We start from the raw sequence: 20,660 nt of genomic DNA on the forward strand, positions 1-20,660 counted from the left end.
CCGCCAGCGTTCGTCCTGAGCCAGGATCAAACTCTCCATCAAGGCCACACGACCACCCAGGGGGCGAACCCCGAGCAGCCAAACCTCAGAAGAAAATCCCAGCAAACACCAACCCCAAAAGGATCGGTGCATTGCCTCAAAGAAATCCCCGACCCCAACAATCCTTCCGAAGAAGGACGAACAGGGCCACGGGGCGACCCGACCGCATCACGGCCGGGCCGATAAAGGCACTGGCTTTTAACACGCTGTTGAGTTCTCAAGAAACGGACACCCACCGCGCCGAACCCGCTTCCGCGAGCCCCGCTCCGGGGCGACTCCTTTACTTTATCGGATCCGCCCGGCTTGTCAATTTCCGGGCTTTTCCGATAACACCTTTCCGTTCCGCTCGCGCGGCCCTTCCAGGCGGTGAAGCCATTTCACCAGATTCGGCGCGATTGTCAAAATCGAACCGGTTCCGGCCCACCGCCGTACAGCGGACACGACGAAGCCACGTCGGCTGGTTCGGTGGTGGGTTCCCCGGACGGTCGGCCGCCAGGCAGGCGTCCTGCATCCGTGTGGGGACGAGGGGTTAACTTACGTCGTCTGGACGGCCACGTCAAATCGACATCGCCCAGCGGGTCCCCTCCCGCCGTCTTGCGGGAAGAGTGAGCGTGAGCGGACCCTGAGCATCGGGGCCTTCTCGCGGCCCTACCAGCCCACGGCACGGAGGTACTCCCAGTGACCTACTACCCCCCAGTGAACCCGGCCGGACCCGGCGGCACGCCACCCCCGAACCATCTCGTCTGGGCGATCCTCACCACCCTGTTCTGCTGCCTCCCCGCCGGGATCGTCTCCATCGTCTTCGCCGCGCAGGTCAACTCCAAGTGGTCGACGGGCGACCACGCCGGTGCCTTGAGCGCCTCCAACAACGCCAAGATCTGGGCCATCGTCTCGGCCGTCATCGGAGGCGTGGCGACCGTGCTCTTCGTGGCGCTCTCCGCCGGCAACTACAACAGTTGAGCCTGGACAGGACGGCCGGCCCGTGACACGTGACCGCCGATCGGCTCCCCCGCCGGCGGGCGCCGCGCCCCGCGACCGTTCCGCGGTCGCGGTGACGCGGCGGCTCGTCCTGCCCGGCGGCGTCCTGGTCCTCGCCGGAGTCGTCGTGGCCTACGTCGCGGCGATCGATCCGAACCGGGCGGGCAACTATCCGACCTGCCCGTTCCTCTCCCTGACCGGTTGCCAGTGCCCGGGGTGCGGGTCGCTGCGGACGATCCACGCGCTCGCTCACAGCGATGTGCGGGAGGCGCTCGGCCTCAACCTGTTCGCCATGGTGATGCTTCCGGTTCTGGCGTTCTTCTGGGGCCGCTGGACGGTGGCCCGCGCGCTGGATCGGCCGTCCCGGACGAAGGCGGGCGACCCTCGGCTGATCTGGGGGCTGCTCGGCGCCGTCATGCTTTTCTGGCTCGTTCGGAACCTACCCTTCGGCGCGTTCCTCAGCGCGTAGCGCGGAGGTGTTCGCCGGGCCTCGGGGCGCGAGCACCATACGGGGGCGGCGACGCGCGTGGTCCCCACGGCGGCGGGGAGGGCGCGTCGCCGGCCCCTGGCGAGAACTCGCCAGGGGCCGTGCGTTTCGCTCTGCGGACGCCTCTTCCTGGATGCAGAACGCGCAGGTCATCGGCGTGTTCGAAGCGACAGAAGGGACGAATGAGGCCACTGCCCGACCATGGGGTCACATTGGTCCACTGAGGTCGTGGAGAACGGTGGGACGGGTGTCAGACTGTCGGGATGAGTCCTCGCAAATCGGACCCCGGTGTGCGCGTGATGTTGATCGACATCGCGGCCCGGCTGCTGGCGGAGGAGGGGCCGCAGGCGCTCACGACGCGGCGGGTCGCCGCCGAGGCGGGCAGCTCGACGATGGCCGTCTACACCCACTTCGGGGCGATGAGCGGGCTGGTGCGGGCGATGGTCCACGAGGGCTTCACGCGGTTGAAACGGTACTTCGACGGGATCGTCGAGACCGACGACCCGGTCTCCGACATGGCGCTGCTCGGACGGGCGTACCGGCACAACGCGCTGGCGAACTCGCATCTGTACACGGTGATGTTCGGCAGTTCGTCCCTGGGCGGGTTCTCGCTGTCCGAGGATGACCGGCAGCACGGCCGCTACACGCTGGCGCACGCCGTGGACCACGCGGCGCGCTGCGTCCGGGCGGCGCGGTTCCGCACCGGTGACCCCGAGCTGGTCGCGCACCAGATGTGGAGCGCGATGCACGGACTGATCACGCTGGAGCTCGGCGAGTACCTGATCGAGCCGTACGACGCGGAGGTGTGCTTCGAGGCGCAGCTGGTGGGGTTGATGGTCGGGGCCGGGGACACCGTGGAGGCCGCGACGCGGTCGGTGCGGGCGTCGCTCGACCGGCTCGGGACGGAGCTCACCGGCGCACCCGCCACCGAGTTCGTCGACTGACCCCGCGCCTCAGGACGGCAGGCGCATCTTGCGCATGAAGACGGGCAGCAGCCACGGCCGGCGTCCCCAGACGACGACCTTGCCGGTGAGCGCGGCCCGCGCCCTGCTGACGCGGCCGAACAGCATGAGGTTGAGGTAGACGGGGTCGAAGCGCACCTTCACGTCGATGTCGCGGCCGGGGTGCCCGATGCTGACCCGCCCGTTGTCGAGCACCATCACCGCGGGGCTGGTGTAGGCGGACCGGAACTCGACCGCGACGCGGCCGCGGTGCTCCGGACGGTTCCAGTCGAGCAGGTGCCCGTAGCCGTGCCTGGTCACGCCGAGCAGGAACAGCTCGAAGAACAGCGCGGCGTCCGCCGGGAGGATCGCCCAGCGCGTCCCGGTGGCGCGGGCGATGTCGCGGCCGTGGACCTGCATCTCGTTGACGAGGTGGGCGAGCACGCCCGCGGCGGGGACGCGGGAGCCGCCGAGCCAGTCGATGGGCTCGTCCGGGTCGAGGTCGTCGCAGGCGCGCTGGATGGCGGCGATGTCCTCGCGGAGGCGGCCGGCGAGGGTGCGGACGTCGCGCTCGGTGAGCTGGGCGAGCGCGACGTCGTTGAACTGGGCGACGGTGTCGACGGTGGTGCGCGGGATGACCTCGGCGATCACCGGGCTCTCCGAGAGGCTGCCCGACTTGCCCAGCATGCGCCGGTAGGCGTCGGAGATCGTGACGAGGTGGGCGGCGGTGTCGGCGACGGTCCAGTCGACGGTGGCCATCGCCTCGGACGGGACGGACAGCAGTAGTTCGGCGAATCGCGCGCCGGTGATTTCCACACTGTGGCGGGCGTTGGACCATGTGGTCGGGGAGACGGCCGGGAGCATGTCCGCCCTCCTTCGGGAGGTTCTCGGGACCGAACAACACCGGTATACCACCTGGAACAGTCGGCGCCTATAGGTCATGCATGCCCTATTCCGAAAATCAAGCAGTTTTCGAGATGCCGGTAATGCTGAGCCACCCTGAGAAGCGGCCGGGAGTGGGGCGGTGTCCCCGGCATGGCGCTCCAAGAGTTTCCGCGTGAAAAATCATCCGCGGCCTCTTCATTTCGCTCGGCGGCGGCGCGGAGTCGTCCGGGAAAGGGCATGCCGGAGAGCCGGTTCCGAACTCGCGCGGCGGGGCTTCGCGCGGGGCGGGCGTCGTTGGATCACCGCGCTGACCTGCTACTGGACGAACCTGGTGGTCCTTCCGCGGGCGCCGAGGCCGGGGCGGTGGCCGGGCGGCCGCCGCCGGTCCAAGGCCCGGCGCACACCCGCTACGCCGAGCAACCCGCTTGTCGCAGCGCGCATTTCACCCCGCGAATTCCACCGGCCGTTCGGCGAGGCGCCGTTGCCGCGAGCCGCCGCCGGGCGGCCCTGGCCATCCGCGCAATGGTCCGGTGGCGCCGACGCTTTCGCCACCGGTTTCGGACGGGCGTCCGGGGCGCTTCCGACCGTGCACCAGGAGCGGGCCTTCGCGTTCGTTTCCCAGGCGGGGAGCCCTCCGCACGGGACGGAATGCGACGGGAAGGTAACCGGCCCTGCCCATCCCGCTGACGCGCATGAGGCCATGGGCCCGGCCCAGGACGAGGCGCTCTGTGCCCTTGTGCCGGGACGCTTCGAATGGAGCCCGCGACGATGTGGCGTTTTCCGAGAGGGGCGGTTACCGGTGGCTCACGGCCGGCCCCGCGGGGGGCGGCCGAACGTTCAGGTCACGGGGACGATCCGCGCGCGGACGAGCCGTCCGTCGCGGATGTCCAGGAGGCCGAGGGTGCCGTGCGGCTCGCGGCGCCGGTCGGTCGGCGAGCCCGGGTTGAAGACGCGGACGCCGTCGCCCGTCTCGTCCATGGGCGTGTGGGAGTGGCCGAAGACGACCAGGTCGGCGCCGGGGAACCAGGCGTGCATCCGCGCCGTCCGGCCGAGCGTCCGGCCGCTGTCGTGGACCATCGCCACCGCGAGGCCGTCGAGGTCGAGTTCGAGGCGCTCGGGGGCGCCCCAGTCGGCCACGTCCTGGCCGTCGTTGTTGCCGAGCACGGCGTGGACGGGCGCGTACTGGGCCAGCTCGTCCAGGACGGAGGCCACGCAGACGTCGCCGGCGTGCAGGATCACGTCGGCACCCCGCAGGTGCTCGGCGACCCGCGGCGGGCACGACTTCCAGCGCCGGGGCGCGTGGGTGTCGGAGATGGCGACCGCTCTCATCCCTCCCATCCTCCCCCACGCCCCGCCGGTCACCGCGCGCGGGTGGCGGGTGCGCGCCCGCCGGGCCAGCTCGGGTGCCGGGGGCGCCAGCGGAGCCGGGACCGCGCGCGGGCGTTGTCCGCGCCGCGCAGCCCCGTCATGCACGCCACGCCCCATCCGCCGACGGCGAGCCGGGCGAGGGCGACGGGCGTGCGCCTGGGCTGCGGGGCGTCCAGCATCCGGGCGAAGGCGGGCAGGAACTCCGCCATCGTGAGCGGGGTGTCGTCGACGACGTTGAGGACGCCGCCGACCTCCTTGTCGAGCGCCGCGACGATCGCGGTGGCGGCGTCGTCGGCGTGGGTGAACGACAGCACCGACCGGCCGCCGCCGACCACGGGGACGCGCCCCGCGCGGACCCGCTCGGTGAACGACCCGCGGGCCGCGAAGGCGGATCCGGGGCCGTACAGGTGGCCGAAGCGGAGCACCAGCCCGCCCGCGTCCGCGGTCGCCCGCTCCAGGTCCAGCAGCGCCGCGAGGACGGGCGCGAACCGGCGGGGCGTGTGCTCGGTCCACAGCGGCGCGTCCTCGTCGGCGAGGCCCTCCCCCGGCTGGTAGGCGTAGGCGAGGCCCTGCGCGATGATCCGCCGGGCACCGGCCGCGCGCGCCGCCTCGTACAGGTCGCGGGCGCACCCGGTGCGCGGCAGGCCGGCGGCGGCGCGGTGCCGGGCGGCGCGGCGGGGTCCGAGGACGGCGGGGACGGGGGTGAGCAGGTTGACCACGGCGTCGGGCGCGGCGCTCGCCACCGCGCGGACGAGGGCGTCGCGGTCCCGCGCGTCCGCCACGGCATCGTCTTCGGAGCGCCACCGGAACCCGGCCAGCGCGACGACGTCGTGGCCGACGGCCTCCAGCAACGGCACCAGCGGGCTCCCGATCACGCCGGTGGCCCCGGCGACAAGCACGCGCATGACGACACTCCCCTGATCCGCCCGGCCGCCTCGCCGGGACAACGCCCTACGGGAAGCAAGACGGACCGCCCCGCCCGTGCGTGACACCCCGGCGGCCGCGGATCGGGTGAATTTCAGACGCGGCGGCTCGGACACCGGTGGGAAAAAACTGTAAGCACCGTGTCATTTCCCGCTGCTGACCAGCGGGGTTAGGCTCGGGCTCCCTCGCGGCCGCCGCCGTGCCGGCGGCCGAACGCCCCCGGTCCGCGCCGGCGGCGGCGCACATCGCGAGGGCCAGGGGACGGCCGGGCTCCGAGGAGGTATGGACACTCCCTTGCACCGGCCGAGGAGTCCGGCCGTCCCTCCCGCTCCAGGCGCGGCGGGGGCGTGGGTCAGCGCGCCGCCGGGGACGGCAGGCCGGTGGCGGGCAGGCCGGCGGCGCACCACGCCTCGAAGCCGCCGTCGATGTCGGTGGCGCGGGTGAGGCCGAGGTCGTGCAGGGCCGCGGCGGCCAGGCTGGAGGTGTAGCCCTGCGAGCAGAACACGATCACGCGCACGTCGTGGCCGGTCGCCTGCGGGATCCGCGCGTCGGAGGCGGGGTCGAGCCGCCACTCCAGCACGTTGCGCTCGATGATCAGCGCGCCCGGCACCTCGCCCTCGGCCGCGCGCTGGGCGGCGGGGCGGATGTCGACCAGCAGCGCGCCGTCGAGGAGGTCGGCGTGGGCGCGCTCGGGCGTGACGCGCTCCAGCCGGTCGCGGGCGGCGGCGAGGATCTCGTCGATGGTGCGGGGCATGCGGGCCAGCATGACACCCGATTCCCTATCAAGTCAATCTGAATAGTTGCTAACGCGCGAGCAGGTCGGCGGCGGCCGCGGCGAGGATCTCCTGGACGCGCAGGCCGTGCGCGGCGTCCAGGGGGTGCCCGCCGCCGTCCCGGACGGCCGCCGCGAACTCGGCGACCATGGTCGGGAACGCGTCGTCGCCGAGGTCGGTCCAGTCGAGCCGCGCGTGCCCCGCCCGCCCGTGGACCTCGACGTGGGCGGGCGGGCCGCCGGCGGCCCCGGCCATCGAGACCGACGCCTGGCTGACCGCGCCGCCCTCGTGCTCCAGCAGCAGCCCGACCCAGCCGAGGGGGTCGCCGTGGGCGCGGACGGCGGTCACGCGTCCGAGCGCGGCGTCCAGCAGGTCGACGAGGTGGGGGCCGAGGTCCAGCAGCGCGCCGTGCTCCAGTCGCCACGGGGTGGCGAACGGCCCGCCGGCCAGCACCGGCGTGACGAACGAGCCGTACCCGCCGAGCGGCGCGGACCCGCGCGCCCGCTCCAGGAACGCCCGCGCGGCGGCCGAGTAGCGCACGGTGAGCGCGATCTGGGAGGCGACCCCGGCCTCGGCGATCGCGCCGGAGAGGCGCCGCGCCCCGTCCAGGTCCAGCGCGAGGGGCTTCTCCAGCAGGACGGCCTTGCCCGCGCGGGCGGCGCGTGCCGCGAGATCGGCTTGCACGTCCGGCGGGACGCAGAACGCGACCGCCTCGCAGGCGTCGAACAGCTCCTCGATCCGCGTGAACGAGGGCGCGCCGTGCGCGCCGGCCAGCGCGGCCGACGCCTCGGGACGCCGCGCCCAGACCCCCGCGAGCCGGGTGGACGGCCCCGCCGCCAGCGCGGGCGCGTGCGCCATGCCCGCCCACGGACCCGCCCCGACCAGCCCCACCGCCACCGCTTCGCCCATGCGCCGACGATAGACCGGGTGCGGTAGGCGGGGGTCAGCACCCGCCGTGCGTGAGCGTCCAGTCGTCCAGGAACGTCTGCACGTGGTAGCCGTAGAGGCCGCCGTCGGTCAGGTACCGGTAGGCGTAGTCGTAGCCCGCGCCGCAGGTCGCGTTCCCCGCCTCGATCGCCCAGCCGTCGGGGGCCGTGATGCCGTCACCGGCGATGGCGTCGAGGAAGCGCTGGTCGGCGCCGCCGAACGAGCCGCCGCCGCGGGGCTGCGGCACGACGACGGTCTTCCGCACGACCTTCGGCTTGGTGACCGTGACGGTCGGGGTCGGCTCCGGCCCGGCCGGGGCGTCGGCCCCCGTGGGGTCCGGTGACGCGGTCCGCGCCACGGCCCCCGCGCGGTGCGCCCCTCCCGGGTCCAGCATGACGACCGCGGCGGCGCCCCCGCCCGCCGCGACCGTCGCCGTCACGGCGGCGACCGCGACGACGATGATGGTGTTCCTGCTCATGTCGCCCTCCGTTCGACAGCGGGCGCCGCCGGCGAGCCGCCCCCGTCCGGCTCGCCCGGCGCCCCCGTCCAAGGGTGCGCGTGATCGCGTCATCACAGACAGGGACCGATGTCCTGATCCGTTCCCGCCGCGTGTCCCGGACGCGGCGGGCGGGAACGGCCGCGCGGATGGGACGCGCGGGCCCCCTCAGGCGTCGCGGGCGACGGAAATACCGCCCGGTACCGCTCCCCGCTTCGCGGGTCGAGGGGACAGTTGTCCTTGCCGTTGTCCTCGCCGCTGTCCTTGCCGTTGTCCTCGCCGCCCGACCGGGAGTTCGAAAACAAGCGCGGAATGCGGAGCGCCCGTGCCGAATGGCGGGCCCCCGGCCCCGGGTTCCCGGGCGGTCGGGAGCGGTGGCCACACCAGGCTACGGCGCGCTTGCGGACCCCGGCGGATCGCCATAAAGCAGTAAACTCACCGCACCGTCGAGTGATGGAGCGAAATGCAGGAAATCGGGCTGGCTGAGGCAGTGAAAGCGATCCGCGACGACCTGGTGCGGGCCGAACGGGAAGGCGCGGGCGAGAGCGTCCGTTTCACCGTCGGGCCGATCGAGGTCGCCTTCGACGTCGCGCTGACCAGGGAGGGCGGCGCGAACGGCAAGGTCAAGGTGTGGGTCATCGAGGCCGGCGCCTCGGGCAAGGTGTCGCAGACCAGCACGCACCGGGTGGCGTTCACGCTGACCCCCACGCTCGACGGCCGGCCGCTTGAGGTGGGTGACCGGCTCAGCGCGCCCAGCCGGTGACGCCCGACGAGCCACGCTGGCGCACCGTCGAGGTGCTCGTCGAGGACGGCGCGAAGGGGTTCGGCACCGGCTACCGGGTCTCGGACCGGCTGGTGCTCACCTGCCGGCACGCGGTGGAGACGCCGGGGACGGCGACCGTCCGGCTCGCCACCCCCGACGGTTCGGTCGCCGTCACCGCCGACCGGGTCTGGACGGCCGAGGGCGCCGAGGTCGACCTGGCCCTGCTGCGGGTGCCGTCCGGCGCGCTGCCGCGGGTCGCCCCGGCCGTGCTGGCCGACGTCGACCCCTGGAGCACGGGCCGCGCGACGTTCTCCTCCTGGGGGTTCCCCGCGTCCCACGAGCGCAAGGGCGCGCTCGGCGCCGTCCGCGACGTCGACCAGGTGGACGGGGAGGTACTGCTCGGCGCGAACGTCAAGACCGGTCTGCTCGACCTGCACCGGCACGACGCGCCGCAGCGCGCGGGCAGGGCCTACAAGGGGCTGTCGGGCGGGCCCGTCCTGGTCGGCGGGAGGCTGGTCGGCGTGGTCCGCTGGGCCGAGGCCGACGGGCCGCTGACCGCGTCGCGGGTGTTCAGCGCCGCCGGGCCGCACCGGCCCCGGATCGCGGGCGAGTTCGTGGAGCCGCGCGAGAGCCGGGAGGCCCTGAACGCCCTGCTGGAGGACGCGGGCGTCCGGCTGGAGGAGGCGCACGCCGGCCCGGCGGCGCCGGTTCGCCGGTCGCGGTACTGGTCCACGATCACGAAGATGCGGGCGCGGTGCCCGCACCCCGCCGACCGGGACGCCGAACTCGCCCGCCTCCAGGAGTTCGCGACGGGCGCCACGTCCTACCTGTGGCTGGTCGGCGACCCCTACGCGGGCAAGACCACGCTCGCCGCCGCGTTCGCCGGGGACCCCGCGCCCGAGGTCATCACGGTCGCCTTCTTCGTCTCCCGCTCGACCGGCTCGCGCCTGGCCGACTACCGGACCGCGCTCGCCGACCAGCTCGCCCCGCTGGTCGGCGAGGTCCTCTCGCCCGGTGTCGTGCCCACCGCGTTCGACCTCGACGACCTGTGGCAGCGCGCGGTGGAACGTGTCACCGCGGACGGCCGCCACCTGATGCTCATCGTGGACGGCCTCGACGAGGACGACCACGTCCAGCACCGCGAGAGCAGCATCGCCGCGCAGCTCCCCGAGTACCTGCCGCGCGGCGGCCACGTGCTGGTGACCAGCAGGTACTTCCCCGAGGTGCCCGCCGACGTCCCGGACGGGCATCCGCTGCGCCGCTGCGAGCGCCGCCCGCTGGCCGCCAACGACGCCTCCCGCGCGTCCCGGCGGGCCGCCGAACTCGACCTCCAGCAGCACCTGCGCGACCGCACGAGCCGGGACGTGCTCGGGCTGCTGGCCGCCTCGGGCGGCGGGCTCGCCGACGCCGACGTCGCGCACCTCACCGGCCTCGACCTCTTCGACGTCCGGGACCTGGTCGAGCACACGATCGCGCGGCTCGTGGACTGCCGCGAGGAGCACGGCCTGCGCCGGTACTCCTTCGCCCACGACCTCATCCGGGAGACCACCACCGAGCGCCTCGGCCCGGAGGCGATGGCGGGCCACTGGGAGGCCGTCCACGCCTGGGCCGAGCCCTTCCGGGCGCGCGGCTGGCCCGCCGACACCCCGCTCTACCTCCTGGACCGCTACCCGCAGGTGCTGGCCGACACCGGCGACCTGGAGCGGCTGCGCGGGCTCAACGACCCCGAGCGCTGGCGGCGGCTGCTGGAGCGCGTCGGGACGACGGAGCCCGCGGTGCGGACGCTCACCGACTCGATCCGGCTCCACCTCGCCGAGGATCCCCCCGACCTGGCCGCGACGTACCTGCTGGCGCTGTGGCGCGACCAGCTCCGGCTCTCCTCCCGCATCCACCCCGAGATCATCGCGATGGGGTGGGCGGAGCTCGGCGACCTGGAGCGGGCCGAGCGGATGGCGCGGGAGATCGTCGTCCCGTCGATCAAGTCCAACATCCTGGTCTCCATCGCGGAGGTCGCCGGGCGGTCCGGCGCCGACACCCAGGCGGAGCTGTGGCTCCAGGAGGCGGAGCTGCTGGCCGGCGACATCCTGAGCGGGGTGCGGCGCGCCCGGACCCTCGCCCGGATCGCGCTGGTGCTGGGCGCCGGGTTCACCCGGGCCGAGGCGCTCATGGAGGAGGCCGCCCGGCTGATCATCTCCGTCGTCCACTCCCGGGGCCGCCGCAGGGACCTGATGGTGAACCTCGCCTGCGACGCGGCGCGCGCCGGGCTGTTCGACTCGGTGGAGCGCGTCGCGCGCTCGTTCACCGACCGGAAGGACCGGCGGCAGATCATCGCGGCGGCGGCCCGGACCGCCGCCGAGGCCGGGTTCCAGGAGGACGCCGAACGCCTCGCGAACCTCATCGAGCACCAGGACGTCCGCTGGGAGGCGCTCGCCGACATCGCCGGGGTGCTCGCCGAGCGGGGCGAGGTCGCGGCGGCGCGGGAGCTGGTCGGCACGTCGGTCCACGGGGCCCGGCTGGTGTGCGGGGCGCTCGGCCGGGTCGTCCGGGCGCTGGAGCTGCGGGGCGAGCACGCCGAGGCCGCGGCGGTGCTGGCGCAGGCGATCGAGATCGCCTCCGCCAAGGGCGGCTCCCGGCAGGCCGCCTTCGCCGCGCTGTTCTCCCCGGTCGTGGACGCCGGGCTCCTCGACGACGCCGAGCGGCTCATGGAGCTGATGGAGGGGCACCGCCGCCCGGTGGCCGCGATCCGCGTCGCGCTCGCCGCGATCGACGCCGGCAGCGCCGACACCGCGACCCGGATGGTGGCGGTCGCGGCCGACCTCGTCGCGCGCCAGCCGCGGCGCCAGTGGGCGCCGCTGGTCGAGATGGCCGCCGCGGCCGCCGCGCGCGGCGATCTGGAACGCGCCCGGGACCTGCTGACCGTCGCGCTGAACGCGGGCGACCGCCCCCGGCCCTGGGGGACGCAATCGATGGGCCTGCTGATCGAGACCCATGTCGCGGAGCTGCGCGGCGACACCTCCGACCTCCTTGAGGCGGGCATCGCGGCCGCGCTCCGGTACCCGTCGAAGCAGAATTTGCCCACCGAGCTCGCCAAGACCGCCACCGACCTCGGCCTCACCGCGCTGGCCGTCCGCGCGGCGGTCCGGATCATCGACGTGCACGAGCGCAACGACGTGCTCGGCGCCGTCGTCGCGAAGGCCGCGGCGCAGCGGAGAACGGAGGTCGTCGAGGCGGCGCTGGCCGCGATGAGCCCGACCCGCAAGCGGGCGTTCGCGCTGGTCAACGCGGCGGAGGAACTGGCCAGGGCGGGCCTGGCGCTGGACGCGGAGCGGCTCGTCCAGTCGATGCCGCACGGGTTCCGGCACGCGGTCGGCCTCGCCCAGCTCGGCCGGGTCGCCATCGAGCGGGGCGACCGCGAGCGCGCGGTCGCCTTCCTGCTGGCGGCCGAGGAGGCGGCCCCGGCGGGATCGGTCCGGCACCTGTCGCCGTTCGAGCTGACGGCCGCGTCGCTCGCCGCCGCCGGGCGGGGCCGCTACGGCGACGCGGAGCGGATCGTCGGCGTGATCGACCGGACCCGCCTCCAGGTCAGCGCGTTCGCGGACCTGGCGCGGGCGGCCTACGGCGACGGCGAGTACGGCCGCGCCGGACGGTTCCTCTCCCTCGCCGAGCAGCGGCTGGACGGCGCGGACGCCGACACCCTCGACTCCAGCGCGGCCGAGCTGGCCTCCGCCGCCGCCGACACCGCCGACCTCGACACAGCCGAGCGGCTCGCCGCCCGGGTCGCCGACCCGGTGGCGCGCGTCTCCGCGCTCGCCGACGTCGCCCGCATCGTCCACGCGCTCGGGCACACCGCCGACGCCGCGCGGCTGCTGGCCGACGGCGAGCGGCGGCTGCCGGGCTTCGACGCCGACTCCCACGACGCCGTCGCGGTCACGCTCGCCTCGGCGGCCATCGCGACCGGCGACCTGGTGATGGCCGAACGGCTCGCGGGCCGGGTCGCCGACCACCGGTTCCGCGTGGAGACGCTGCTGGCCGTGTGCGCCGCGAGCCGGGACCGGCTGCGCGCGCTGCGGCGCAGGGTCGGGCAGGACATCCGGGCCGTCCGCAACCTGCGGGTCCGCGGCGCGCTCCTCGGCGCCCTCGCCCGCGTCATCGCCGACTCCGGCAACCCGGGGCAGGCGGGCAAGATCCTCGCGGAGGCCGAGGCGGCCGTGCACACGATCGCGGTCACCAACGCCGAGCCGCGCTGCCGCGGGCTCATCGAGCTGGCCGTGACCGCCGCCGCGATCGGCGACGCCGAGCGCGCCCGGCGGCTGCTGCGCGAGGCCGAGGAGCTCGCCGCCACCCACGTGGACGAGCGCCGCCACCAGCGGGCGCTGGCCAACGTCGCCCACGCCGCCGTCCAGATCGGCCAGCTCGACCTCGCCGAGCGCACGGTGACGGTCATGCAGGGCGCGCGGCTGCCGTTCCCGGCCTGGAACAGCCTCACGCTGATCGCCGCGCGCGCCGCCGCCGACGGGGAGACCGCGCGCGCCGTCCGGCTCAACGAGCAGGCCCTGGACATCGCCAAGCGCATGCACGACCCCAAGGTGCGCGGCGCGGCGCTGGCCTCGATCTCGGCCGCCGCCCTCCGCGCCGGGCTCCTGGACCAGGCGCGCGACATCCTCGACGACGACAGCCATCACCACCACCGGCAGGGCCCCATCTGGCGGGACATCGCGCTGGCGATCGCGGCGGCGGGCCGGCTGCCCGAGGCCGAGGCGGAGGCCGCGCGCATCCAGTCGCCCACCCGGCGCCGCGAGGCGTTCGAGGGGATCATCGACCGGCTCGTGACCGCCGACGCCCGCGACGACGCCGAACGCCTCATCGTCCAGGGCATCCGCGAGGACAGCTGGCTCCCGCCGCCCGCCCTCATGATCGCGGCCCTGCCCCAGGTGATCCCCGTCCTCGGCAACGCCCTCCCGGCGATGGCCGCCTTCGAGGAGCACGAGCGCGGCTGACCCCGGATTCCGGCGTCGCCGCAGGTCCGAGGCGGTTCGCGGGGCCGGTAGGCTTCAAGGGGCCCCCAAATCGATCTTCGAGAACTTGGGAATGACTCCTTCCACCGCGCGCCCCTCCACGCTGTCCCCGAACGGCGCGCCCGCCGGCGTCGGCGGGGACGGATCGTTCCGGATCGGGCTGCTCCAGTTCGCGCCCCAGGTCCGCTCCGAGCGCGAGAACGTCCGGTTCATCCGCTCGGCCGTGCGGGGCGTCACCGACGCGACCATCGTGCTGCCCGAGTTCTTCCTCGGCAGCTACCGCACCTACCCCCTGTTCTTCCCCGAGCAGGACGAGCTGGCCCGGCCGCTGGAGCCGCTGCTCGCCGTCTCGGTGGAGCAGCGCCTGCGGTTCGTCGGCAGCCTGCCCGTCCGCTCCCACGGCAGGAACTTCAACCGCGCGCTCGTGGTCGGCGGGGGGACGATCTCCACGGCGCACGACAAGGTCCGGCTGTTCGGGCCCGAACTCGACGTGTTCAGCGCCGGGCGCAGCCCGCACCGGCTCATCGACATCGGCGGCCTGCCGAGCACCGTGCAGATCTGCATGGACATCGCCGACCCGGTGCCGGTGCGCGCGGCGGCGGGCGCCGGGGTGCGGCTGGTCCTCAGCCCCTCGACGGTGTCGGTGGCCTTCCTGCGGGTCATCCACCAGGCCAGGGCGCTGGAGAACCAGGTCGTCAGCGTGTTCTGCAACCGGCACGGCGTGGACGACGACGGCACCGTCTACCTGGGGCGGAGCGGGATCTTCCTCCCCGACGGCACCGACGTCTCGGTCCGCGCGGACGGGGACGAGCTGGCGCTGCGCACGGTGCGGGCCGAGCAACTCGCCGCGTGGTCGGCGCTCCAGCGCGGCCTGGTCGGGAGCCCGGCGGCCCCGCCCGGCTGAGGGGCCGCCCGGCTGAGGCCCGCGCGGCTAGGCGGGCCGCTTGGTCAGCAGGTGGTCGCCGAGGACCAGCGCGTCCAGGTTCATCGCGAGGAACGCGCGGCACGCGTCGGAGGGCGTCTCGACGAGCGGCTCGTCCCGCCGGTTGAACGAGGTGTTCAGCAGAACCGGGACGCCCGTGCGCGCGCCGAACGCCCGCAGCAGCCGGTGGCAGCGCCGGTCCTGCTCGCGGCCGAGCGTCTGCACCCGCGCCTTGCCGTCCACGTGGACCGCGGCGGGGATCAGGTGCCGCGCGGCGGGACGGACGTCCACGGCCAGCGCCATGAACGGGCTCGGCCCCTGGAGCTCGAAGAACTCCCCGGCGCGCTCCTCGACCACCATCGGCGCGAACGGCCGGAACCACTCGCGGTCCTTGACGGCGGCGTTGATGTGGTCGCGCATCCCGGCCCGGCGCGGGTCGGCCAGGATGCTGCGGTGCCCGAGGGCCCGGGGGCCCAGCTCGGACCTCCCCTGCCACCAGCCGACCACCTGGCCGTCGCACAGCCGGTCCACGACCGCCGCCAGGAGCGGCGCCTCGTCCAGCCGCGCGTGCTCGACGTGCTCCCCGACCGCCGCGACGGCGGCCTCGACCTCGTCCTCGGAGTACGGCGGGCCGTAGTAGGCGGTGCGCATCGTGGTGTCCACGGGCAGCCCGCGCGCCTTCACCTCCAGCAGCAGCTTGCCGACGGCCTGGCCGTCGTCGCCGGGCGCGGGCACCACGAACACCTCGCGGAACGGGCCGTCCCGGACGATCCGCCCGTTCGCGACGCAGTTCAGCGCGACACCGCCCGCGAGGCAGAGCCGGGGGCTCCCGGTGAGCCGGTGCGCCCGCCGGGCCAGGCCGAGCACGATCTCCTCCAGGATGACCTGGCCCGCGTGGGCGATGTCCATGTCGTCCTGGTCGAAGCACCCGGGGACCGGGGGCCGTGCGCGCGCCCGGACGAACTCCTCCCACAGGACCTGGTCCTGCGGCTCGGGCGGCGCCCACCCGAACTGCTCGCGGCCGAGGGTGTTGGCGAGCACCACGGAGGTGAACCGGGGATCGACCCGGTAGCGGCCGTCGTCGCGGGTGCCGGCGAAGCGGCGCAGCCGGTCGAGGAAGTGCGACGGGCGGCCGTAGGCGGCCAGCGCCATCGTCTTGCCCTCGCAGTTGAGCTGGCCCATTCCCGCCAGCACGCCGACCGCCGTGTAGAAGTGGCCGATCGACTCGGCGGCGAACACACCGGAGGAGGCGGCGAGCTCCTCCACCAGCCGCAGCCCCGCCGCCGTCCCCCGCCAGACGGACGTGGTGACGAGCCGGTCGTGGCGGTAGCCCTGGCCGTCCACCACGAGCACCGCCGCCTCGTCGAAGCCCGAGCCGTAGAAGGTGCTCGCCGCGTGGTGGAGGTGGTGGTCCTCCCGGCGGAGCCCGCCGGAGTTGTCCACGAACCGGTCGCCGGGGCCGCCGAGATGGCGCCCGTAGGCGGGCCGGTCGCGCAGGAACCGGTAGGCGAGCCGGGAGTCCCAGCTGTGCTTGCGCCGGTCGCCGACCCGCTCGGAGGCCAGCGCGACGATCTCGCCGCCCGGCGCCAGCATCGCGACGCCGCCGTCGTGCCAGGAGGTCGCGTGGCTGTGCAGCAGCGCGGGCAGCGCACGGTGTTCCACGGGCTCCCCCGCGAGGGTCAGGCGTCGAATCCCAGGGACGCGACGAACACGAAGTTCGGCGACCGGTTCACCAGCCTGATGACGACGAAGTCGTTGTACAGGCCCGGCGGGACCTCGGTGTCGACGTGCACCCGGACGCTGACGCGGGCGGGCAGCGCGCGGCCCGCGAGGTCGACCGCGAGGTCGGCCTTGTTGTTGTCGGACGTCGTCAGCCGGGTGGTCGCGAGCACGACCTCCCTGAAGTGGCCGGGATGGGCGGGGTCGGCCTCGTGGAGGATCACCGAGACCACATGGCCCGGGTAGCCGGCGAACGTCGTGACATTCTCGGTCAACACCTGCAACGTGGTGGTGTTGGGCCCGGCGGGATCGGTTTTCTGGAGCGTCAGCGGAAGCTCGACGGTAAGCCCGGAATAGGCGGCGTCGCCGTACACGCCCGGTTCGTCCCCGAGGTGGACACGGCCCTGCCAGACCAGTTCCGGCTGGATGCTGAGCATGTGCTGACCTCCCGTACGCGGGGCCCGGACAATTCGGTTTCCCATGCTATCGAGAAAGCCCGCCCCCTGTCATTGCCCGCGCCGATCCCGCGGCCTTCTCCGAATGGATCAAGAACGGCCCGTGTCGGATCTTCACCGGACGGTCACCAGTCACAAGATCCGTTATTTGCGATCAATATCGGAACAAATCCGGCCGGCGGCCGCGAAGCCGTGACCAGGCGCTCCCCGCGGAGGGCACCGGCGTTTCCGTCCGGCAATTCCCGGCGCAATGCGCCCGAACAGGCGAAAGGAGGGGGTCCTTGGGATGATGCTCCTCCTCGGCCGTCCCGCACGCCGTCAAGGTGTTTGACCGCGTTCGGCGCGTCAGTTGAACGGGCGCGCGTGTGATTGAACGGACCGATCTGTGAGCGTTAGCCGGTACGTCCCGTCCGGTGGGCGGGCGCGAAACGAGAGCGAGGACGGGCCTTCGTGACCGGAAAAGGTGGCAGGATCAGGCGCTGGGCGCGCCGGCGGTTCGATGACGACTCGATCACCCGGCAGCGGATCAAGCCCGGCACCGTGCGGCGGATCGTCCCCTACGCGCTGCGCTTCCCCTGGCTGCTGTCGGCTCTGCTGCTGGCGACGGTGGCCGAGGCCGTCTTCACGGCGCTCAGCCCGCTGATCCTCAAGGCGATCATCGACGAGGGGATCATCCCGCGCCGGTTCGGGGTCGTGCTGTGGCTGTGCGCGGCGGTGGTCGGGCTGGCGCTGGTGAGCGCGGCCGTCGACTACATGCGGACGTGGTGCGCCGGACGCGTCGGGGAGGGCCTCGTCTACGTCCTGCGGACGAAGGTGTTCGACCACGTCCAGCGGCAGCCGCTCGCGTTCTTCACCCGCGCGCAGACCGGCGCGCTGATCAGCCGCCTCAACTCCGACGTCATCGGCGCCCGGCGGGCGGTGACCTCGCTGCTGGTGGGTTCGGTGTCGACCATCCTGACCCTGCTCCTCGTGGTGGGGGCGATGTTCTACCTGTCGTGGCAGCTCGCGCTGGCGTCGCTGGCGCTGATCCCGCTGTTCCTGCTGCCGATCCGGCTGATCGCCCGCCGGGTGCAGCGGCTCACCCGCGCCGGCATGGAGCTGGAGGCGGACATGGGCTCGCTGATGAACGAGCGGTTCAACGTCGCGGGCGCGATGCTCGGCCAGCTCTACGGGCGGCAGGACGAGGAGTCGGAGGCGTTCGCCGCGCGGGCGGGCCGGCTCCGCGACATCCAGGTCCGCGGGATCGCGGTCGACCGGATGACGTCCCAGCTCGTCGGCGTGCTCACCGCGCTGATCACCGCCGTCGTCTACGGGCTGGGCGCGGCGCTCATCATCGACGGACGGCTCCAGCTCGGCACGCTCGTGGCGATGGTGGCGCTGCTGCTGCGCCTGTACGGCCCGGTGGACCAGCTCTCGACGATCCAGGTCGACGCGATGACGGCGCTGGTCAGCTTCGACCGGCTGTTCGAGATCCTCGACCTCAAGCCGCTGATCAGCGACCGGCCCGGGGCCCGCGACCTGCCCGCCGGGCGGGAGGCGCCCGACATCGAGTTCGACCGGGTCTCCTTCCGCTACCCGACGGCGGAGGAGGTGTCGCTGGCGTCCCTGGAGTCGATCGCCAGGCGCGGGGTGGAGAAGACCAGCGACGCCTGGACGCTGGACGGGCTGAGCTTCCGGGCGCCCGCGGGCAGGCTCACGGCGCTGGTCGGCCCGTCGGGCGCGGGCAAGACGACGATCACCCAGCTCGTCCCGCGGCTGTACGACGTCGGCGCGGGGGCGCTGCGGATCGGCGGCCACGACGTCCGGGACCTCACGCTGCGGTCGGTGCGGGAGGCGGTCGGGGTGGTGACGCAGGACGCGCACCTGTTCCACGACACGCTGCGCGCGAACCTGGAGTACGCGCGGCCGGGCGTGACCGAGCGGGAGATCGTCGAGGCGTGCGTCGCGGCGCGCATCTGGGACATGGTCGAGGCGCTGCCCGACGGCCTCGACACCGTGGTCGGCGACCGCGGCTACCGGCTCTCGGGCGGGGAGAAGCAGCGGATCGCGCTGGCCCGGCTGCTGGTCAAGGCGCCGCCGGTGGTCGTCCTGGACGAGGCGACCGCGCATCTGGACTCCGAGTCGGAGGCCGCGATCCAGCGGGCGCTGCGCTCGGCCCTCGCCGGCCGCACGTCGCTGGTGATCGCGCACCGGCTGTCCACGATCCGGGAGGCCGACCAGATCCTCGTCGTCGAGGCGGGGCGGATCCGCGAGAGCGGCACGCACGAGGAGCTGCTGAGCCAGGGCGGCCTGTACGCGGACCTGTACCGGACGCAGTTCGCCGGCCAGGCGGGGGACGATCCGGCCGTCCGCTCCACCTGACCGGCGGCACCTGACCGGCGGCGCGCGATCCCCGCGTTCGCCTAGCGCGCGGCGCCGAAGTCGTGCACGACGACGGCCGCGGCGCCGACGCTCGGGTGGCGCTGCAGGACGGCCTCGATCTCGCCCAGCTCCATCCGCACCCCGGCGATCTTGACCTGCCGGTCGACGCGGCCGAGGTACTGCAGGACGCCCTGCGGCAGCACCTTCACCTCGTCGCCGGTCCGGTAGAGGCGGCCGGTCGCGGTGGTCTCGAAGGGGTCGCGGAAGAAGGCGTCGCGGGTGCGGTCGGCGTCGCCGGCGTAGCCGCGGCCGACGCAGGTGCCGCCGACGAACAGCTCGCCGGCCTCGCCGGGCTCGGCGGCGTGCCAGCCGTCGTCCTCGCGGCGCAGGACGTACAGCCGCGAGTTGATCACGGGGGCGCCGATCGGCAGCCGCAGCAGCCCGAGGTCGGCGGGGGTGACCGTGTGGTGGGTGACGTCGTCGGAGCACTCGGTCGGGCCGTAGGCGTTCATGAGGCTCGCGTGCGGCACCTCCGCCAGCCAGCGGCGGGCCAGCTCGGTGGGCAGCTCCTCGCCGGTCGCGAGCATCCAGCGCAGGCCGCTCATCCGGGGGGCGTCCGCCGCCTCGGCGAGGTCGTCGAGCAGCAGCCGGATCATCGTCGGGACCAGCTCGACGATCGTGACGCCCTCCGCGTCGACGTGCCGGGCGAACGCGGCCGAGTCGTGGCCGGTCCGGTCGGCGACGACCGTGACCCGGCCGCCGAGCAGCAGCGGGCAGAGCATCTGCCAGACCGAGATGTCGAAGCCGAGCGGGGCGGTCTGGGCGAGGACGTCGGACGCGGTCATGCCGAGGTCGATGATCTTGGCGTGCAGGTGGTTGAGCATGCCCTGGTGCTCGACCACCGCGCCCTTGGGCCTGCCGGTCGAGCCGGAGGTGAACAGCATGTAGCGGGGCTGGTCCGGGCCGTCGAGCCGGGCGGCGCCCCGCCACGGCTCGGCGGACGCGGCGTCGGCGGCGCGCACCACCGGCACGCCGGCCTCCCCCGCGCCCTCGGTGAGCGCGGCCGTCACCTCGCCCGGGTCGGTGGCGAGCAGCAGCACCGCGCCCGCCTGCCCGAGGACGTCGGCGACGCGCCGGGCGGGCCAGCCCGCGTCCGCCGGGACGTAGACGGCGCCGAGCAGCTCGATCGCAAGGAACGCGGCGATGACGTCGACGCCGCGCTCACCGCCCACGGCGACGACGGTGCCGCGCCCGGCGCCGTGCCGCTCCAGCAGCGCGGCGACCCGGCGGGCCTCCGCGGCCAGCTCGGCGTAGCCGACCCGGCGGCGCTCGTCCTGGACGGCGGGGCGGTCCCCGGCGGCGGCGAACCGCTCGACGTGCGTGATCACCGCGTCGGCGAGGTCGGCCTCGTGCTCGCGGCCGAGCGCCAGCTCCCGCGCGCGCCGCAGGTCGGGATCGGCGATCGGCAGTTCCGGCAGTTCCGAGGGGGCGAGCAGGGTCCGCGCGATCGTCATGATTCCGCTCCCAAACAGTTCGACACTTGAGGGCCATTACCCCGCGCCACGGGGATGAACGCAGCTTTTGTGATTCGCTGCCCTACAGTACGG

The 20,660-nt window shown here is 74.0% G+C and carries 16 protein-coding genes; 7 read left to right on the forward strand and 9 right to left on the reverse strand.

Annotation, left to right across the window (positions count from 1 at the left end):
- Positions 1 to 717: 717 nt before the first annotated feature.
- From KLI87_RS29815 to KLI87_RS29825, 3 genes are all read left to right on the forward strand, one after another.
- Positions 718 to 999, forward strand: coding sequence for a CD225/dispanin family protein (locus KLI87_RS29815; protein ID WP_214619682.1), 282 nt, complete (start codon positions 718 to 720; stop codon positions 997 to 999).
- A 22-nt stretch (positions 1,000 to 1,021) separates the two neighbouring features.
- Positions 1,022 to 1,486, forward strand: coding sequence for a DUF2752 domain-containing protein (locus KLI87_RS29820; protein ID WP_308166296.1), 465 nt, complete (start codon positions 1,022 to 1,024; stop codon positions 1,484 to 1,486).
- Between the two features lie 317 nt (positions 1,487 to 1,803).
- The gene (locus tag KLI87_RS29825) at positions 1,804 to 2,448 is read left to right on the forward strand and encodes a TetR/AcrR family transcriptional regulator (protein WP_250904411.1); all 645 of its coding nucleotides are present in this window, start codon (positions 1,804 to 1,806) and stop codon (positions 2,446 to 2,448) included.
- 9 nt (positions 2,449 to 2,457) lie between these two features.
- Here KLI87_RS29825 and KLI87_RS29830 read toward each other — a convergent pair whose 3' ends face one another.
- The 6 genes from KLI87_RS29830 to KLI87_RS29855 form a co-directional block, all read right to left on the reverse strand.
- The gene (locus KLI87_RS29830; RefSeq protein WP_214619686.1) at positions 2,458 to 3,309 is read right to left on the reverse strand and encodes a maleylpyruvate isomerase family mycothiol-dependent enzyme; all 852 of its coding nucleotides are present in this window, start codon (positions 3,307 to 3,309) and stop codon (positions 2,458 to 2,460) included.
- Positions 3,310 to 4,167: 858 nt separating this feature from the next.
- Positions 4,168 to 4,659 (reverse strand): metallophosphoesterase family protein, encoded by a 492-nt coding sequence (locus KLI87_RS29835; RefSeq protein WP_156222825.1) that lies wholly within the window; start codon positions 4,657 to 4,659, stop codon positions 4,168 to 4,170.
- Between the two features lie 29 nt (positions 4,660 to 4,688).
- Complete coding sequence (locus tag KLI87_RS29840; RefSeq protein ID WP_214619688.1) at positions 4,689 to 5,603, reverse strand: NAD(P)-dependent oxidoreductase; 915 nt, start codon at positions 5,601 to 5,603, stop codon at positions 4,689 to 4,691.
- Between the two features lie 371 nt (positions 5,604 to 5,974).
- Positions 5,975 to 6,376 carry a rhodanese-like domain-containing protein gene (locus KLI87_RS29845; protein WP_214619690.1) on the reverse strand — a complete coding sequence of 134 codons (402 nt, stop codon included), beginning with the start codon at positions 6,374 to 6,376 and terminating at the stop codon, positions 5,975 to 5,977.
- 49 nt (positions 6,377 to 6,425) lie between these two features.
- Positions 6,426 to 7,304 carry a Gfo/Idh/MocA family protein gene (locus tag KLI87_RS29850; RefSeq protein ID WP_214619693.1) on the reverse strand — a complete coding sequence of 293 codons (879 nt, stop codon included), beginning with the start codon at positions 7,302 to 7,304 and terminating at the stop codon, positions 6,426 to 6,428.
- A 34-nt stretch (positions 7,305 to 7,338) separates the two neighbouring features.
- Positions 7,339 to 7,800, reverse strand: a complete 462-nt coding sequence (locus KLI87_RS29855) for a hypothetical protein (RefSeq protein WP_214619695.1) — start codon at positions 7,798 to 7,800, stop codon at positions 7,339 to 7,341.
- 481 nt (positions 7,801 to 8,281) lie between these two features.
- Between KLI87_RS29855 and KLI87_RS29860 the strand changes: the two genes are divergently transcribed.
- From KLI87_RS29860 to KLI87_RS29870, 3 genes are all read left to right on the forward strand, one after another.
- The gene (locus tag KLI87_RS29860) at positions 8,282 to 8,581 is read left to right on the forward strand and encodes a trypco2 family protein (RefSeq protein ID WP_156222834.1); all 300 of its coding nucleotides are present in this window, start codon (positions 8,282 to 8,284) and stop codon (positions 8,579 to 8,581) included.
- Complete coding sequence (locus tag KLI87_RS29865; RefSeq protein WP_214619697.1) at positions 8,578 to 13,578, forward strand: trypsin-like peptidase domain-containing protein; 5,001 nt, start codon at positions 8,578 to 8,580, stop codon at positions 13,576 to 13,578. Before KLI87_RS29860 ends, KLI87_RS29865 begins: the two co-directional genes overlap by 4 nt.
- Positions 13,579 to 13,669: 91 nt before the next feature.
- Positions 13,670 to 14,500 carry a carbon-nitrogen hydrolase family protein gene (locus KLI87_RS29870; RefSeq protein WP_214619699.1) on the forward strand — a complete coding sequence of 277 codons (831 nt, stop codon included), beginning with the start codon at positions 13,670 to 13,672 and terminating at the stop codon, positions 14,498 to 14,500.
- 27 nt (positions 14,501 to 14,527) lie between these two features.
- On the opposite strand, the gene KLI87_RS29875 is transcribed toward KLI87_RS29870, so the two are convergent.
- Together KLI87_RS29875 and KLI87_RS29880 are read right to left on the reverse strand one after the other, a co-directional pair.
- A complete protein-coding gene (locus KLI87_RS29875) occupies positions 14,528 to 16,180 on the reverse strand; it encodes a carbamoyltransferase C-terminal domain-containing protein (protein WP_308166299.1) in 1,653 nt (550 codons plus the stop codon).
- Positions 16,181 to 16,197: 17 nt separating this feature from the next.
- Positions 16,198 to 16,674 carry a hypothetical protein gene (locus KLI87_RS29880; protein WP_156222840.1) on the reverse strand — a complete coding sequence of 159 codons (477 nt, stop codon included), beginning with the start codon at positions 16,672 to 16,674 and terminating at the stop codon, positions 16,198 to 16,200.
- A gap of 468 nt (positions 16,675 to 17,142) precedes the next feature.
- On the opposite strand from KLI87_RS29880, the gene KLI87_RS29885 reads away from it, so the two are divergent.
- Entirely contained in the window at positions 17,143 to 19,053 is a 1,911-nt protein-coding gene (locus KLI87_RS29885; protein WP_308166300.1) for an ABC transporter ATP-binding protein, read from the forward strand.
- 41 nt (positions 19,054 to 19,094) lie between these two features.
- Here the strand turns inward: KLI87_RS29885 and KLI87_RS29890 are convergent, their stop codons facing one another.
- Positions 19,095 to 20,567 (reverse strand): amino acid adenylation domain-containing protein, encoded by a 1,473-nt coding sequence (locus KLI87_RS29890; protein WP_214619701.1) that lies wholly within the window; start codon positions 20,565 to 20,567, stop codon positions 19,095 to 19,097.
- Positions 20,568 to 20,660: the final 93 nt, after the last annotated feature.

Source organism: Actinomadura sp. NEAU-AAG7, from assembly GCF_018603865.1.
Classification (GTDB): Bacteria; Actinomycetota; Actinomycetes; order Streptosporangiales; family Streptosporangiaceae; genus Spirillospora; species Spirillospora litoris.

Coding starts and splice junctions, on each gene's coding strand:
- KLI87_RS29825 (WP_250904411.1), top strand. CDS start 1,804: ATGTTGATCGACATCGCGGCCCGGCTGCTGGCGGAGGAGGGGCCGCAG.
- KLI87_RS29830 (WP_214619686.1), bottom strand. CDS start 3,309: ATGCTCCCGGCCGTCTCCCCGACCACATGGTCCAACGCCCGCCACAGT.
- KLI87_RS29835 (WP_156222825.1), bottom strand. CDS start 4,659: ATGAGAGCGGTCGCCATCTCCGACACCCACGCGCCCCGGCGCTGGAAG.
- KLI87_RS29840 (WP_214619688.1), bottom strand. CDS start 5,603: ATGCGCGTGCTTGTCGCCGGGGCCACCGGCGTGATCGGGAGCCCGCTG.
- KLI87_RS29845 (WP_214619690.1), bottom strand. CDS start 6,376: ATGCCCCGCACCATCGACGAGATCCTCGCCGCCGCCCGCGACCGGCTG.
- KLI87_RS29850 (WP_214619693.1), bottom strand. CDS start 7,304: ATGGGCGAAGCGGTGGCGGTGGGGCTGGTCGGGGCGGGTCCGTGGGCG.
- KLI87_RS29855 (WP_214619695.1), bottom strand. CDS start 7,800: ATGAGCAGGAACACCATCATCGTCGTCGCGGTCGCCGCCGTGACGGCG.
- KLI87_RS29860 (WP_156222834.1), top strand. CDS start 8,282: ATGCAGGAAATCGGGCTGGCTGAGGCAGTGAAAGCGATCCGCGACGAC.
- KLI87_RS29870 (WP_214619699.1), top strand. CDS start 13,670: ATGACTCCTTCCACCGCGCGCCCCTCCACGCTGTCCCCGAACGGCGCG.
- KLI87_RS29880 (WP_156222840.1), bottom strand. CDS start 16,674: ATGCTCAGCATCCAGCCGGAACTGGTCTGGCAGGGCCGTGTCCACCTC.
- KLI87_RS29890 (WP_214619701.1), bottom strand. CDS start 20,567: ATGACGATCGCGCGGACCCTGCTCGCCCCCTCGGAACTGCCGGAACTG.